The sequence below is a fragment of the Pseudomonas sp. B21_DOA genome (assembly GCA_030544685.1).
Lineage (GTDB): Bacteria > Pseudomonadota > Gammaproteobacteria > Pseudomonadales > Pseudomonadaceae > Aquipseudomonas > Aquipseudomonas fluorescens_AO.
This window is the reverse complement of record CP086683.1, coordinates 2,212,708-2,228,565: the sequence shown is the minus strand read 5'-3', so window position 1 is coordinate 2,228,565 and position 15,858 is coordinate 2,212,708. Positions and strand designations below refer to the sequence as shown.

Here is a 15,858-nt window from a genome sequence, read left to right as displayed (position 1 = left end):
AGCTCTTGAGCATTTAAAAGAGGCCCCCATGAACAACGCTCTGAACCAGCTCCAGCCGTACCCGTTCGAAAAACTCCGTGCCCTGCTCGGCAGTGTTACGCCGAACCCGGACAAACGCCCGATCGCCCTGTCGATCGGCGAGCCGAAACACCGTTCGCCGGGTTTTGTCGCCGAAGCGCTGGCGAATAATCTGGATCAGATGGCCGTGTATCCGACCACTCTCGGCATTCCGGCTCTGCGCGAAGCCATCGCCGGCTGGTGCGAGCGGCGCTTCGGTGTGCCGAACGGCTGGATCGATCCGGCGCGCAATGTGCTGCCGGTCAACGGCACCCGTGAAGCGCTGTTCGCCTTCACCCAGACCGTGGTCAATCGTGGCGACGATGCGCTGGTGGTCAGCCCCAACCCGTTCTATCAGATCTACGAAGGCGCGGCGTTCCTCGCCGGGGCCAAGCCGCATTACCTGCCATGCCTGGATGAAAACGGCTTCAACCCGGACTTCGACGCGGTAGCGCCGCAGATCTGGCAGCGCTGCCAGATTCTGTTCCTGTGCTCGCCGGGCAATCCGACCGGCGCGCTGATTCCGGTCGAGACCCTGAAGAAGCTGATCGCCCTGGCTGATCAGTACGACTTCGTGATTGCCGCCGACGAGTGTTACAGCGAACTGTACTTCGACGAGCAAACCCCACCGCCGGGCCTGCTCAGCGCCTGCGTCGAACTGGGTCGCAATGACTTCAAGCGCTGCGTGGTCTTCCACAGTCTGTCCAAGCGCTCCAACCTGCCGGGCCTGCGTTCAGGCTTCGTTGCCGGCGATGCCGACATCCTCAAGGGTTTCCTGCTCTATCGCACTTACCACGGCTGCGCGATGCCGGTACAGACTCAACTGGCCAGCGTTGCCGCGTGGAATGACGAAGTGCATGTGCGCGCCAACCGTGCGCTGTATCGCGAGAAGTTCGATGCGGTGCTGAACATCCTCAGCCCGGTGCTGGACGTACAGCGCCCGGATGGCAGCTTCTATCTGTGGCCGAATGTAAAAGGCGATGACGCGGCGTTCTGCCGTGATCTGTTCGAGCAGGAGCATGTGACCGTTGTGCCGGGCTCGTACCTGTCTCGCGATGTCGATGGCGTCAACCCGGGGCCGGCCGGGTACGCATGGCGCTGGTTGCGCCGCTGGCTGAGTGCGTTGAAGCCGCCGAACGTATTCGCGACTTCATCACCCGCCAGAAGTGATTGCGGAGCGCTTGCGGCAGCCACTGCTGCAAGCGCTCAAGCGATTATTTGACCTGCCCCAGATTGGCCTCGCTCAAATCCAGTTCCCCGAGCACTTCTCGCAACACGTCATCACCGATCTGGTGCTGACGGCTCAGACTGTAAAGCTCAAGACGCTGCGCGCGCAGTGCTTTCAAGCGCAAACGCCGTTCAAGCAGATCCATCTGGAATGCCAGCGCCTGGGCTTCGGCGGAATCGTTGAACACATCAAGTTGATGGCGATATTCGGACATGATCCGCGCCTTGAGTTCCGCCGCCAGCGCCGCTTGAGCGGCATCCTGTGGGACCACTTCTTCGCTTTCCAGCGAGTGAATCGCCGCTTCGGCAGTCTTGCGCCAAGCGTCGCGCACTTCCTGACGACGCTTGTCGTCGGGACTTTTGTCGATGCCGCGCAGCAGCAAGGGCAGCGCGATACAGGCCGAGACCAGCGACAGCAGAATCACCCCGGCAGCAATGAAAATCAGCAAGTCGCGTTCAGGAAAAGCCTCGGCGCCGATCAGCATCGGCACCGACATCACGCCCGCCAGCGTCACCGCCCCGCGCACACCGCCCACCGTCAGCAACCAGCATGAACGCGCCGTCGGCACTTGCGTCAGCTCACCCTTGCCGCGCACTCGGCGCAGCAACACCGACAAGCGCCAGATGCTCTGCACCCAGATGAAGCGCAGCAGCACCAGCGCAACGAAAATCGCCAGTACATCGAGGCAGCGGTAGAACAGGGTCGGCCAGACCGTCGGTTCGTGGCTGACCACGGCCTTGATGATGTCTGGCAACTGCAGGCCGAGCAGCAAGAAGATCAAGCCATTGAAGGCAAATTCGAGCAGCGCCCAGACACTGCGGTTGAGCAAGCGTGTGCTGGTCTGGCGTGGCAACAGGTCGAGCCAGCTCTGCATCATCCCTGCCGCTACCGCCGAGAGAATCCCTGAAGCGCCCAAACGTTCGGCCAATACGTAAGCGGCGAACGGCAGCAGCAACATGAACACCACGTGAGTGGCCGGATCGTCCCAGCCCCGGGCGATCATCCACGCGCGCAGGCGCCCGACCAGCCAGCTCAACGCCACGCCGACCGCCAGACCACCCAGCGCCACCGCGACGAGACGTCAGGCTGGCATTGGTCAGTGAGAACACGCCTGTGACCGCCGCAGCGAGGGCGAACTTGAAGGTCACCAGGCCCGAGGCGTCATTCATCAGCGCCTCGCCTTGCAGCATGTGCATCAGCGGCGTTGGCAAGCGGTTCTGCGAAATCGCCGAAACTGCGACGGCGTCGGTCGGCGACAAAACCGCTGCCAAAGCAAAGGCCACCGGCAACGGAATCGTCGGCAACAGCCAATGAATGAAATAACCGGCGCCGACTACGGTGAACAGAACAAGGCCGACGGCCAGCGTCAGGATCGGCCCGCGCAGTTGCCAGAGTGCGCGTTTGGGCATGCGCCAGCCATCGGAAAACAGCAGCGGCGGCAGGAACAGAAACAGGAACAACTCGGGATCGAGGGCGACGTGCAGGCCCAAAGTCGGCCAGGCGAGCAAGGCACCGGCGGCGATTTGCACCAGCGGCAACGGCAGCGGGATGACCCGCCCGACCAGGCGCGAGAGGCTGACCAGCATCAGCAGGATCAGGACGGTGTAAGCAGTTTGCATAAAACCAGAATCTCAGGCGATCGACAGCGTTGAACTGCCATATTAGCGCCTTAGGCTGTGGCTGACCGTTGCACATACGTCGCACGCCTGGACGCCGGACTAAATGTGGGAGCGAGCTTGCTCGCGAATGCAGTGTGTCATTCAGCACAGAAGTTGACTGACAGGCCCCGTTCGCGAGCAAGCTCGCTCCCACAGGTTTTACAGCGTTACGACAACCGTGGCCGACGAAACCGTCCGGTCATGGCATAATCCGTCACCATTTTTTCCAGCACCTGTAAAGGGGGCGATTCCTTGGCCGTTTCAAGTAAAACGTTGCACCTTTTCGGCATCAAAGCCTGCGACACCATGAAAAAGGCGCGCACCTGGCTTGATGAACACGCTGTCAGCTATGACTTTCACGATTACAAGACCGCCGGCATTGACCGTGAGCACCTGAGCCAATGGTGCGACGAGCACGGCTGGCAAACCGTGTTGAACCGCGCCGGCACGACCTTTCGCAAACTCGACGACGAACGCAAAGCCGATCTCGACCAGTCGAAAGCCATCGAACTGATGCTCGCGCAACCCTCGATGATCAAGCGCCCGGTGCTCGATCTCGGTGATCGAACCCTGATTGGCTTCAAGCCAGATATCTACGCGGCTGCTCTGAAGTAAGCAGCCCGTCACCCTTTGTAGAGGTATTCACATGTCCAATTCCCTGTTCAGCATCGCCTTTGGTGTCGGCACCCAGAACCGTCAAGGCGCATGGCTGGAAGTGTTCTACGCCCAGCCACTGCTCAATCCTTCGGCCGAACTGGTCGCGGCTGTTGCACCGATCCTCGGTTACACCGAAGGCAACCAGGCCATCACCTTCACCACCGCCCAGGCTGCGCAACTGGCTGAAGCCGTCAAAGGCATCGACGCCGTGCAAGGCAAGCTCCTGACCCGCCTGGCCGAAAGCCACAAGCCGCTGGTCGCCACTTTGCTGGCCGAAGACGCGCAACTGACCTCCACGCCTGAGGCCTACCTCAAGCTGCATCTGCTGTCGCACCGTCTGGTCAAGCCGCACGGCGTCAGCCTCGCCGGTATCTTCCCGCTGCTGCCGAACGTGGCGTGGACCAGCCAGGGCGCGATCGACCTGAGCGAACTGGCGGAAATGCAACTCGAAGCACGCCTGCGCGGCGAGCTGCTGGAAGTGTTCTCGGTGGACAAGTTCCCGAAAATGACCGACTACGTAGTACCGGCCGGCGTGCGTATCGCTGATGCGGCACGTCTGCGTCTGGGCGCTTATGTCGGCGAAGGCACCACCGTCATGCACGAAGGTTTCATCAACTTCAACGCCGGCACCGAAGGCCCGGGCATGATCGAAGGCCGCGTTTCCGCTGGCGTCTTCGTCGGCAAGGGTTCGGACCTGGGCGGCGGTTGCTCGACCATGGGCACCCTGTCGGGCGGCGGCAACATCGTGATCAAGGTCGGCGAAGGCTGCCTGATCGGCGCCAACGCCGGCATCGGCATTCCGCTGGGCGACCGCAACACTGTGGAATCGGGCCTGTACGTGACCGCTGGCACCAAGGTTGCGCTGCTCGACGAAAACAACAATCTGGTCAAGGTGGTGAAGGCGCGTGAATTGGCCGGTCAGACTGACCTGCTGTTCCGTCGCAATTCGGAAACCGGTGCTGTGGAGTGCAAAACCCACAAATCGGCGATCGAACTGAACGAAGCGCTGCACGCTCACAACTAAGCAGCGCGTTGATCTCTGTGGGAGCGAGCCTGCTCGCGAAGCTTCTGGCGTCCTCAAGGATGCTTTCGCGAGCAGGCTCGCTCCCACAAGGTTTGGCGTACACCCCGCCCAATTTCACAGGGCTGAACTCATGATGATCCCTCCCCTGGCGCGCCGATTTCCCGGCCATCGCCGCTCTGCAACGGCAAGACCAGACCTATCTGGACAGCGCCGCCACCACGCAAAAACCACAAGCCCTACTTGACGCACTGACGCATTACTACGCCAACGGCGCGGCCAATGTACATCGTGCGCAACACCTGCCCGGTGCCCACGCGACACAAGCGTTCGAAGACAGTCGGCGCAAGGTTGGCCAATGGCTGAATGCCGGTGACAGCGGGCAAATCATCTTCACGCATGGTGCCACCAGCGCGCTGAATCTGCTGGCTTATGGTCTGGAGCCTCTGTTTCAGCCGGGCGATGAGATTGTCATCAGCGCTCTGGAGCATCACGCCAACCTGCTGCCGTGGCAGCAACTGGCGCAACGCCGTCAGCTGAAACTGGTGATCCTGCCGCTGGATGCCGACGGCCTGATCGACCTCGCCGCTGCCGTGCATCTGATCGGCCCGCGCACACGTTTGTTGGCGGTCAGCCAGTTGTCCAACGTGCTTGGCGCCTGGCAGCCACTGACCGCTTTGCTCGGCATGGCCAAGGCGCAGAACGCGCTCACGGTAGTCGATGGCGCGCAAGGTGTGGTGCACGGCCGGCATGATGTGCAGGCGCTGGGTTGCGACTTCTATGTGTTTTCCAGCCACAAGCTCTACGGCCCGGATGGTCTGGGCGTGCTGTTCGGGCGCAACGCTGCGCTGGAGCGATTGCAGCACTGGCAGTTCGGCGGCGAGATGGTGCTCGACGCCAACTATCAGGATTCGCGCTTCCGGCCGGCGCCTTTGGGGTTCGAGGCGGGCACACCCCGATCGCCAGCGTCATCGGCCTCGGAGCAACCCTCGACTACTTGGCCGGTCTGGATCAGGACGCCGTATCTGCCCACGAAGCGGCACTGCACGACTATCTGCTGCACGGCCTCGCCGCACGCAATGGCATTCGCCTGCTCGGCAAGCCGCAATTGGCGCTGGCCAGTTTTGTCGTCGAAGGCGTGCACAACGCCGATCTTGCGCACTTGCTGACCGAACAAGGCATTGCCGTGCGTGCGGGGCATCACTGCGCCATGCCGCTGATGAAGAGCTTCGAACTGGCCGGCGCGATTCGCGTGTCGCTGGCGCTGTATAACGATTCGGAAGATCTGGAGCGCTTTTTCGAGGCGCTGGATCAGGCGCTGGAGATGTTGCGATGAGCCTGCCGGTGGAAGCGGCAGAGGCGCTGCAGATCTTTCAGAACGCGGCTGGCTGGGAACAGCGGGCGCGGCTGCTGATGCAGTTTGGCGATCGCTTGCCGGCGTTGGATGACACTGAAAAGTGCGAGGCCAATCGGGTGCATGGTTGTGAGAGCCAGGTGTGGCTGGTCGGTGATTTGCGCGACGGTCATTGGCAGTTCAAGGCGAGCAGCGATGCGCGGATGATTCGCGGATTGGTGGCGTTGTTGCTGTTGCGGGTCAACGGGTTGTCGGCGGCGGAGTTGCAGCAGGTGGATTTGCCGGAGTGGTTCAATCAGTTGGGCTTGTCGCGGCAGCTGTCGCCTTCGCGCAGCAATGGCCTGAATGCGGTGCTCCAGCGGATGAATGAGTTGGCAGGCTGATCGCCATCGCTGGCAAGCCAGCTCCCACAGGGTTCCATGGTGTTCACAGATACAGTGAGCTCACTGAAATATCTGTGGGAGCTGGCTTGCCAGCGATGAGGCCAGCAGCCACACAGCTCAAACCTGAGGTTTAACTCTGTCAGCCGGCCGCCGCACCCCGCCACAATCTTGTCCACAGCCTTGGTCGCCGCGACCATACCAAACGTCGCCGTGACCATCATCACCGCGCCAAACCCGCCGGCGCAGTCGAGCTTCACGCCGTCGCCGACAAAACTCTTCTGCAGGCAAATGCTGCCGTCCGGTTTGGGGTAGCGCAGCTGTTCCGTGGAAAACACACACGGCACGCTGTAGTGGCGGGTCACGGTGCGGGAAAAGCCGTAGTCCCGGCGCAAGGTTGAGCGCACTTTCGAAGCCAGCGGGTCGTTAAAGGTGCGGTTCAGATCACAAACCTGAATCAGCGTCGGGTCAATCTGCCCGCCGGCGCCGCCGGTGGTGATGATCTGGATCTTGCGGCGCTTGCACCAGGCGATCAGCGCCGCTTTGGCGTTGACCGCATCGATGCAGTCGATCACGCAGTCGATGTTCGGCGTGATGTATTCGGCCATGGTGTCGCGGGTAACGAAATCGGCCACGGCGTGCACCGTGCAATCAGGGTTGATCCCGCGCAGACGCTCGGCCATCACCTCGACCTTGGGTTTGCCGACAGTGCTGTCCAAGGCGTGCAACTGGCGGTTGGCATTGCTGACGCAGACGTCGTCGAGGTCGAACAGCGAGATCTCGCCAACCCCGCAACGGGCCATGGCTTCCGCCGCCCAGGAACCGACGCCGCCGACGCCGACGATTGCCACATGGGCGGCGCGCAGGCGTTCCAGGCCCTCGATGCCATACAAACGGGCGATGCCTGCAAACCGCGGATCTTCTGTACTCATGACCATTACCCCAAAAACCGGCGCGCATTATAGGGCCACGCAGGGACAAGTTTTAAGCTGCAAGCGACAAGTGTAAGAACTTAAGTCAGAGACGGCTGCCCAATGTCAGGCATTTTCCCGTCAGTTGTACGACTGGTTAACTGCCGGTGTAGGATGCGCGCCCCTCGGGCATCTATCCGACCGATCCTTCGTTCCACAGCCTTTGGAACCCGAAACAGCTATGTCATCGCGTAAATTTGGACTCAACCTGGTGGTGGTGCTGGCCATCGCTGCCTTGTTCACCGGTTTCTGGGCGCTGGTCAATCGCCCGGTCACGGCGCCGAACTGGCCGCAGCAAATCTCCGGCTTCTCGTATTCGCCATTCCAGCAGGGGCAATTCCCTCAGAAGGATCAGTATCCGTCTGACGATGAAATGCGCCGTGACCTGGAAATCATGAGCAAGCTGACCGACAACATCCGGATCTATTCGGTCGACGGTTCGCTGGGAGACATCCCGAAACTGGCGGAGGAATTCGGCCTGCGTGTCACCCTCGGTATCTGGATCAGCCCGGATCAGGAACGCAACGAACGGGAAATCACCAAAGCCATCGAACTGGCCAATACCTCGCGCAGCGTCGTGCGCGTGGTGGTCGGCAACGAAGCGCTGTTTCGCGAAGAGATCACCCCTGAGGCCTTGATCGTTCTGCTGGATCGGGTGCGCGCTGCGGTCAAAGTACCGGTGACCACCTCCGAGCAATGGCACATCTGGGAGAAATATCCGCAACTGGCCAAGCACGTTGACCTGATCGCCGCCCACGTCCTGCCCTACTGGGAATTCATTCCGGTCGACAAGGCTGGCCAGTTCGTCTTCGACCGCGCCCGCGATCTGAAGAAACTGTTTCCGAAAAAACCGCTGCTGCTCTCCGAGGTCGGCTGGCCGAGCAACGGTCGCATGCGCGGTGGCGCCGATGCCTCGCCGGCGGATCAGGCAATTTATCTGCGCACGCTGGTTAACAAGCTCAATCGCCAAGGCTTCAACTACTTCGTGATCGAAGCGTTCGATCAGCCGTGGAAGGCCAGCGATGAAGGTTCGGTCGGCGCCTACTGGGGCGTGTTCAATGCCGCGCGCCAGCAGAAATTCAATTTCGAAGGCCCGGTGGTGGCGATTCCGCAATGGCGCGTGCTGGCCATCGGCTCGGTGGTGCTGGCGCTGCTGTCGCTGACCCTGCTGATGATCGACGGCTCGGCGCTGCGCCAGCGCGGTCGCACGTTTCTGACCTTTATCGCGTTCCTCTGCGGTTCGGTGCTGGTGTACATCGGCTACGACTACAGCCAGCAATACAGCACGTGGTTCAGCCTCACGGTCGGATTCCTCTTGGCGCTCGGTGCGCTCGGGGTCTTCATCGTGCTGCTCACCGAGGCCCATGAACTGGCCGAAGCGGTGTGGATTCACAAGCGCCGTCGGGAATTCCTGCCAGTGCTGGGCGATTCCGATTATCGACCGAAAGTGTCGATCCACGTGCCCTGCTACAACGAGCCGCCAGAGATGGTCAAACAGACCCTCGACGCCCTCGCCGCACTCGATTATCCGGACTTCGAAGTCCTGATAATCGACAACAACACCAAGGACCCGGCGGTGTGGGAACCGGTACGCGATTACTGCGCAACCCTCGGCCCGCGCTTCAAGTTCTTCCACGTTTCGCCGCTGGCCGGTTTCAAGGGCGGCGCGCTGAATTACCTGATTCCGCACACCGCCAAGGATGCCGAAGTCATTGCCGTGATCGACTCCGATTACTGCGTGCATCCGAACTGGCTCAAGCACATGGTGCCGCACTTCGCCGACCCGAAAATCGCCGTGGTGCAGTCGCCGCAGGATTATCGCGACCAGAACGAAAGCACTTTCAAAAAACTGTGCTACGCCGAATACAAAGGCTTCTTCCACATCGGCATGGTCACCCGCAACGACCGTGACGCGATCATTCAGCACGGCACCATGACCATGACCCGCCGTTCGGTACTGGAAGAGTTGGGCTGGGCTGACTGGTGCATCTGTGAAGACGCCGAACTCGGTCTGCGCGTGTTCGAGAAAGGCCTGTCGGCGGCGTATTACCACGACAGCTACGGCAAGGGCCTGATGCCGGATACCTTCATCGACTTCAAGAAACAGCGTTTCCGTTGGGCCTACGGCGCGATCCAAATCATCAAGCGCCACACCCGCAGCCTGCTGCGCGGCAAGGACACCGAACTGACTCGCGGTCAGCGTTATCACTTCCTCGCCGGTTGGCTGCCGTGGGTCGCTGATGGCATGAACATCTTCTTCACCGTCGGCGCGTTACTGTGGTCGGCGGCGATGATCATCGTGCCGCAACGGGTCGATCCGCCGTTGCTGATTTTCGCGATCCCGCCGCTGGCGCTGTTCGTGTTCAAGGTTGGCAAGATCATCTTCCTCTACCGTCGCGCCGTCGGTGTGAATCTGAAGGATGCGTTCTGCGCAGCACTGGCCGGCCTGGCGTTGTCGCACACCATCGCCAAAGCGGTGCTGTACGGTTTCTTCACCAGCAGCATTCCGTTTTTCCGCACGCCGAAAAACGCCGACAACCACGGTTTCTGGGTGGCGATCAGCGAGGCTCGCGAAGAGCTGTTCATTATGCTGTTGCTGTGGGGCGCGGCGCTGGGGATCTTCCTGGTGCAGGGCATTCCGAGCAATGACATGCGCTTCTGGGTGACCATGTTGCTGGTGCAGTCGCTGCCGTATCTGGCGGCGCTGATCATGGCGTTCCTGTCGTCGCTGCCCAAACCTGCGGCCAAAGCTGAGCCGGTGCCGGTCGTCTAAATCCGCAACGCAGCACTAAACGGCGGCCAATGGTCGCCGTTTTGCTTTAAGATAACCGCCATTTTGCGGGCGCTCTCCTATCCCTGTGGGAGCGAGCTTGCTCGCGAAGGCTTTGTAACATTCAACCCTTATGTTGCCTGATACACCGCTTTCGCGAGCAAGCTCGCTCCCACATTGGCCCTCGCTCAAATTCATGATCCCGGAGTTTTCCATGACGGCCCACGCCGACCTATCGCCGACCCTTCAACTGGCCATCGACCTGATCCGCCGTCCTTCCGTGACCCCGGTCGACGCTGACTGCCAGAAGCAGATGATGCAGCGCCTGGGCGATGCCGGTTTTACCCTGGAGCCGATGCGCATCGAAGATGTGGATAACTTCTGGGCCACTCATGGCAACGACGACGGCCCGGTGCTGTGCTTCGCCGGTCACACCGACGTGGTGCCGACCGGCCCGGTTACCGCATGGCAGATCGATCCGTTCAACGCCATGATCGACGAACACGGCATGCTCTGCGGCCGTGGCGCGGCGGACATGAAAGGCAGCCTGGCATCGATGACCGTCGCCGCTGAACGCTTTGTTGCCGATTACCCGAACCATAAAGGCAAGGTCGCTTTCCTGATCACCAGCGACGAAGAAGGCCCGGCGCATCACGGCACCAAGGCTGTGGTCGAGCGTCTGGTCGCGCGCAACGAGCGTCTGGACTGGTGCATCGTTGGCGAACCGTCGAGTACCACGCTGGTCGGCGATGTGGTGAAAAACGGCCGTCGCGGCTCCCTCGGTGCCAAGCTCACGGTCAAAGGTGTGCAGGGCCACGTGGCCTACCCGCATCTGGCGAAGAACCCGATTCACCTCGCTGCTCCGGCGCTGGCCGAACTTGCCGCCGAGCATTGGGACCACGGCAACGACTTCTTCCCGCCAACCAGTTTCCAGATTTCCAACCTCAATTCCGGCACCGGCGCGACCAACGTGATTCCCGGTGATCTGGTGGCGGTGTTCAACTTCCGCTTCTCCACCGAATCGACCGTCGAAGGCCTGCAGAAGCGCGTTGCCGATATCCTCGACAAGCATGGCCTGGACTGGCACATCGATTGGGCGCTGTCCGGCCTGCCGTTCCTCACCGAACCGGGTGCGCTGCTCGATGCGGTGTCGTCGAGCATCAAAGACATCACCGGTCGCGAGACCAAAGCATCGACCAGCGGCGGCACCTCCGATGGCCGTTTCATCGCGACCATGGGCACGCAGGTGGTTGAACTGGGCCCGGTCAACGCGACCATCCACCAGGTCAATGAGCGCGTGCTGGCGGCGGATCTCGACGTACTGACCGAGATCTACTACCAGACAATGATCAAGTTGCTCGCCTGATGCTTGCTTGCCCGATCTGCAGTGAACCGCTGAACGCGGTGGATAACGGCGTGGTCTGCCCCGCCGGACATCGGTTCGACCGTGCGCGTCAGGGGTACCTGAATTTGCTGCCAGTGCAGCACAAGAACAGCCGCGACCCGGGCGACAATCAGGCCATGGTCGAGGCGCGGCGTGATTTCCTCAACGCCGGGCATTACGCGCCGGTGGCCAGGCGTCTGGCTGAACTGGCGGCGAGCTATGCGCCAGAGCGCTGGGTCGACATCGGTTGTGGCGAGGGCTACTACACCGCGCAAATCGCCGAGGCTTTGCCGACCGCTGACGGCTATGCGCTGGATATATCCCGCGAAGCGGTCAAGCGCGCCTGCAAACGCAATCCGGCGATCACCTGGTTGATCGCCAGCATGGCCCGCGTGCCATTGGCGTCAGGCAGTTGCCAGTTTCTCGCCAGCGTCTTCAGTCCGCTGGACTGGGAGGAAGCCAAGCGTCTGCTTAGCGTCGGCGGCGGGCTGATGAAAGTCGGCCCGACCCGTGGCCATCTGATGGAATTGCGCGAGCGCCTGTACGACGAAGTGCGCGAGTACACCGACGACAAGCACCTGGCTCTGGTGCCGGCAGGCATGGCCTTGGCGCACAGCGAAACCCTGGAATTCAAGCTGACTCTGGACAAGCCCGAGGACCGCGCCAACCTGTTGGCGATGACGCCTCACGGCTGGCGTGCCAGTGCCGAGCGTCGTGCGGCAGTGATCGAACAGGCCGAGCCGTTCGAGACCACCGTGTCGATGCGCTACGATTATTTCGTTCTTCAATAACTTTTGGTCTCGGGCACAGGCCCGGGGCCGGCTAAATCCGCGAATGGATTTTTCAGACCCGCAGTGAGGACATCCATGCGCCAACCGGACATCGAGATTTACCTGAAAGACGCCGACGTCGACCACAAGGCCATCGCCGCCTGGCTCAGCCAAGCGCTGGGCCCGTGCAGCGACTGGGTGCAGAAAGGCCAGACCTACAAGTGCAAGGCCGGCAACGTGCCAGTGACCTGGCTGCCGAAAGCCGTGGGCAAGTGGAACAGTCTGTACCTGGAAAGCGACCAGACCCCATGGGACGACGACATCGCCTGCGCCCGTGCAGCCTTTGCCGCACTGAACGTCGAGGTGCGCTGCGCACCGGGGACGTGGGTCGAAGAAGAAGGTGAAGAAACCGCCGATCGCTGGATTCGCATCAGCGAAGACGGAGAAGAAGAAATCACCTGGAAAACGGCTTAAAAGCAGCTGCAAGTTACGAGCTGCAAGCTGCAAGCCTCAAGCGCAACTGCTTATAGCTTGTGGCTTGCAGCTTGAAACTTGAAGCTGCTGTTACAGGCCTACAACATCCTCAGCCTGCAATCCCTTCTCGCCAGTAATCACCGCGTATTCGACCTGCTGGCCTTCAGTCAGCGAACGATGCCCTTCGCCGCGTATCGCGCGGTAGTGCACGAACACGTCCACGCCGTCGTCGCGCTGGATAAAGCCGTAGCCTTTGGCGTCGTTGAACCACTTCACGTTGCCGGTTTCGCGTGTTGCCATCGGTTCATACTCCTTTTTATTATTGAACAGGCTTTTCGCAGGAAAGCCTTCGAGGAACGTCAGCCTGCGTCCGACGTCCATAACAGGGCACCGGCAACAGAGCGCCGAGTATATGACAGGTGAAGAAACTCTCAACAGGAGATTACTTCGGCGCTTTTTTGCCGATTTTCAGCGAATCCGTCACACTATCGACCGCCCGAGCGCCTGCTCGGTTTTATTCACTCACGCAGAAGCCGTATGACCCGTTCCCCGTTCCGCCGTCTTGTGTTTGGCACCCTGCGCCGCCTGCTGTATCTCTGGGTTCGCTCCGAGACCATCAATCAGTCGTCGTTCACTCTTAACCTCGACCGCAGTCGTCCGGTGTTCTACGTCCTGCAAAACCCATCGCTGACCGATCTGGCGGTGGTCGACACCGAATGCACCAAGGCCGGCCTGCCGCGCCCGGTGCTGGCGGTGTCGGTGGGTTCGCTGATAGAGCCGGCGGCGTTTTTCTACCTGACGCCGGACCCGGACTGGCTAGGTCGCCAAGACAAACGCGGCGCGCCGCCGACCCTCACCCGTCTGGTCAGCGCGCTGACGCAGAACGCTGCCGAAGACGCGCAAATCATTCCGGTCAGCGTGTTCTGGGGCCAGTCGCCAGACAGCGAAAACAGCCCGTGGAAACTGTTGTTCGCTGACAGCTGGGCGGTCACCGGTCGTCTGCGCCGACTGCTGAGCATCATCGTCCTCGGGCGTAAAACCCGCGTGCAGTTTTCCGCCCCCATCCACCTGCGCGAACTGATCGATCACAACAAGGGCCACGAGCGCACCGTGCGCATGGCCCAGCGCATCCTGCGCGTGCACTTCCGCAATCTGAAAGCAGCGGTGATCGGCCCGGACATTTCCCACCGGCGCAATCTGGTCAAAGGCCTGCTCAACCAGCCGCTGGTCAAACAGGCGATCCTCGACGAAGCCGAGCGCGAGAAAATCTCCCCGGAGAAAGCCAAGGCCCAGGCCCTGCGCTACGGGAACGAGATCGCCTCGGACTACACCTACACCGCGATCCGTTTTCTCGAAGTGGTGCTGAGCTGGTTCTGGAACAAGATCTACGACGGCATCAAGGTCAACCACATCGAGGGCGTGCAGAATGTCGCGCAGGGTCACGAAGTGATCTACGTACCGTGCCATCGCAGCCACATCGATTACCTGCTGCTTTCCTATCTGCTGTTCCGCAATGGCCTGACCCCGCCGCACATCGCCGCCGGGATCAACCTCAACATGCCGGTAATCGGCAGCCTGCTGCGGCGTGGCGGGGCGTTCTTCATGCGCCGCACCTTCAAGGGCAATCCGCTGTACACCTCGGTGTTCAACGAATACCTGCACACCCTGTTCACCAAAGGTTTCCCGGTCGAATATTTCGTCGAGGGCGGGCGCTCGCGCACCGGGCGCATGCTGCAACCGAAGACCGGGATGCTCGCGATCACCCTGCGCAGTTTCCTGCGTTCGTCGCGGATGCCGATCGTGTTCGTGCCGGTGTACATCGGATACGAGCGCGTGCTCGAAGGCCGCACCTACCTCGGCGAACTGCGCGGGGCGAGCAAGAAAAAGAATCGATCTTCGATATTTTCAAAGTCATCGGCGCGCTCAAGCAGCGTTTCGGTCAGGTCGCGGTCAACTTCGGTGAGCCGATCAAACTCGCGGAATTCCTCGACGCCGAGCAACCGGACTGGCGCCAGCAGGAGCTCGGCCCGCAGTTCAAACCGGCGTGGCTCAACGAAACCACCAACCGCCTCGGCGAAAAAGTCGCCCGGCATCTGAACGAAGCGGCGGCAATCAATCCAGTGAATCTGGTGGCGCTGGCCCTGCTGTCGACCACGCGTCTGGCCCTGGACGATCGGGCCATGGCGCGGGTGCTGGATCTGTATCTGGCATTGCTGCGCAAAGTCCCGTATTCGCCGCACACGACCTTGCCGGAAGGCGATGGCCGTGCGCTGATCGAGCATGTAAAGGACATGGATCTGCTCGCCGAGCAGAACGATGCGCTGGGCAAGATTCTGTATCTGGACGAGCAGAACGCGGTCCTGATGACTTACTACCGCAACAACGTCCTGCATATTTTCGCCCTGCCCTCGTTGCTCGCGAGTTTCTTCCAGAGCACCTCGCGCATGAGCCGCGAGCAGATCCTGCGCTATACCCGCGCGCTGTATCCGTACCTGCAATCGGAGCTGTTCATCCGCTGGAGCCTGGATGAGCTCGACGCAGTGATCGATCAGTGGCTGGAAGCGTTCGTCGAGCAGGGTTTGTTGCGGTTCGAGAAAGATCTGTATCTGCGTCCGGCGCCGAGTTCGCGGCATTTCGTGCTGCTGACGTTGCTGTCGAAAAGCATCGCGCAGACCTTGCAGCGGTTCTATATGACCGTGTCCCTGCTGCTCAACAGCGGCCAGAACAGCATCAGCGCCGAAGAGCTGGAAGACCTGTGCACGGTCATGGCCCAGCGCCTGTCGATCCTCCACGGTTTGAACGCTCCAGAGTTCTTTGACAAGAGCCTGTTCCGCCACTTCATCCAGACCCTGCTCGACCTCGACGTCCTGCGCCGCGACGAAGCCGGCAAGCTCAGCTACCACGAACTGCTCGGCGAGCTGGCCGAAGGCGCGGCCAAACGCGTCCTGCCGGCGGAGATTCGCCTGTCGATCCGCCAGGTCGCGCTGCACCGCAGTGAAGATGCGGCGGATCAGATCACGCCACAGCCTGAGGCTTGAAGCCTTACCCCTGTGGGAGCGAGCCTGCTCGCGAAGACGGAATGTCAGTCGAGATTTAGTTTGACTGACCCAGCGCTTTCGCGAGCAGGCTCGCTC

8 protein-coding genes and 5 pseudogenes are annotated in these 15,858 nt (G+C 61.2%); 10 read left to right on the top strand and 3 right to left on the bottom strand.

The features are described 5' to 3' along the window. Positions 1–28 precede the first annotated feature (28 nt). Positions 29–1,227 (top strand): annotated as a pseudogene (dapC, locus tag LJU32_10100) (succinyldiaminopimelate transaminase). Positions 1,228–1,271: 44 nt separating this feature from the next. Here the strand turns inward: dapC and LJU32_10095 are convergent. Next, positions 1,272–2,904: pseudogene (locus LJU32_10095) on the bottom strand (Na+/H+ antiporter). A gap of 291 nt (positions 2,905–3,195) precedes the next feature. On the opposite strand from LJU32_10095, the gene LJU32_10090 reads away from it, so the two are divergent. The 4 genes and pseudogenes from LJU32_10090 to LJU32_10075 all read left to right on the top strand — a co-directional run bounded on the left by LJU32_10090 (position 3,196) and on the right by LJU32_10075 (position 6,358). After that, positions 3,196–3,558 (top strand): ArsC family reductase, encoded by a 363-nt coding sequence (locus LJU32_10090; GenBank protein WKV90471.1) that lies wholly within the window; start codon positions 3,196–3,198, stop codon positions 3,556–3,558. Positions 3,559–3,589: 31 nt separating this feature from the next. Continuing rightward, positions 3,590–4,624: a 2,3,4,5-tetrahydropyridine-2,6-dicarboxylate N-succinyltransferase gene (dapD, locus tag LJU32_10085; protein WKV90470.1), complete on the top strand. Its 1,035-nt coding sequence runs from the start codon at positions 3,590–3,592 to the stop codon at positions 4,622–4,624. Positions 4,625–4,754: 130 nt separating this feature from the next. Beyond that, positions 4,755–5,957 (top strand): annotated as a pseudogene (locus tag LJU32_10080) (cysteine desulfurase). Continuing rightward, on the top strand, positions 5,954–6,358 hold the full coding sequence (locus tag LJU32_10075; protein WKV90469.1) for a SufE family protein: 405 nt from the start codon (positions 5,954–5,956) through the stop codon (positions 6,356–6,358). Before LJU32_10080 ends, LJU32_10075 begins: the two are co-directional and overlap by 4 nt. 117 nt (positions 6,359–6,475) lie before the next feature. On the opposite strand, the pseudogene tcdA reads toward LJU32_10075, so the two are convergent. Next, positions 6,476–7,287: pseudogene (gene tcdA, locus LJU32_10070) on the bottom strand (tRNA cyclic N6-threonylcarbamoyladenosine(37) synthase TcdA). 220 nt (positions 7,288–7,507) lie between these two features. Here tcdA and LJU32_10065 point away from each other — a divergent pair. The 4 genes from LJU32_10065 (at position 7,508) to LJU32_10050 (ending at position 12,724) form a co-directional block, all read left to right on the top strand. Further along, positions 7,508–10,099, top strand: a complete 2,592-nt coding sequence (locus LJU32_10065; GenBank protein ID WKV90468.1) for a glycosyltransferase — start codon at positions 7,508–7,510, stop codon at positions 10,097–10,099. 211 nt (positions 10,100–10,310) lie between these two features. Continuing rightward, on the top strand, positions 10,311–11,462 hold the full coding sequence (gene dapE, locus LJU32_10060; protein WKV90467.1) for a succinyl-diaminopimelate desuccinylase: 1,152 nt from the start codon (positions 10,311–10,313) through the stop codon (positions 11,460–11,462). Then, positions 11,462–12,271, top strand: a complete 810-nt coding sequence (locus LJU32_10055) for a methyltransferase domain-containing protein (GenBank protein ID WKV90466.1) — start codon at positions 11,462–11,464, stop codon at positions 12,269–12,271. Before dapE ends, LJU32_10055 begins: the two co-directional genes overlap by 1 nt. A gap of 75 nt (positions 12,272–12,346) precedes the next feature. Next, the gene (locus LJU32_10050) at positions 12,347–12,724 is read left to right on the top strand and encodes a hypothetical protein (GenBank protein WKV90465.1); all 378 of its coding nucleotides are present in this window, start codon (positions 12,347–12,349) and stop codon (positions 12,722–12,724) included. Positions 12,725–12,814: 90 nt separating this feature from the next. Here LJU32_10050 and LJU32_10045 read toward each other — a convergent pair whose 3' ends face one another. Then, positions 12,815–13,024, bottom strand: a complete 210-nt coding sequence (locus LJU32_10045; GenBank protein WKV90464.1) for a cold-shock protein — start codon at positions 13,022–13,024, stop codon at positions 12,815–12,817. Between the two features lie 237 nt (positions 13,025–13,261). On the opposite strand from LJU32_10045, the pseudogene plsB reads away from it, so the two are divergent. After that, positions 13,262–15,762, top strand: a pseudogene (plsB, locus tag LJU32_10040) (glycerol-3-phosphate 1-O-acyltransferase PlsB). Positions 15,763–15,858 lie beyond the last annotated feature (96 nt).

Excerpts from the sequence above, each read along its gene's own strand:
- LJU32_10065 (WKV90468.1), top strand. The coding sequence starts at position 7,508 with ATGTCATCGCGTAAATTTGGACTCAACCTGGTGGTGGTGCTGGCCATC.
- LJU32_10055 (WKV90466.1), top strand. The coding sequence starts at position 11,462 with ATGCTTGCTTGCCCGATCTGCAGTGAACCGCTGAACGCGGTGGATAAC.
- dapD (WKV90470.1), top strand. The coding sequence starts at position 3,590 with ATGTCCAATTCCCTGTTCAGCATCGCCTTTGGTGTCGGCACCCAGAAC.
- LJU32_10075 (WKV90469.1), top strand. The coding sequence starts at position 5,954 with ATGAGCCTGCCGGTGGAAGCGGCAGAGGCGCTGCAGATCTTTCAGAAC.
- dapE (WKV90467.1), top strand. The coding sequence starts at position 10,311 with ATGACGGCCCACGCCGACCTATCGCCGACCCTTCAACTGGCCATCGAC.
- LJU32_10045 (WKV90464.1), bottom strand. The coding sequence starts at position 13,024 with ATGGCAACACGCGAAACCGGCAACGTGAAGTGGTTCAACGACGCCAAA.
- LJU32_10050 (WKV90465.1), top strand. The coding sequence starts at position 12,347 with ATGCGCCAACCGGACATCGAGATTTACCTGAAAGACGCCGACGTCGAC.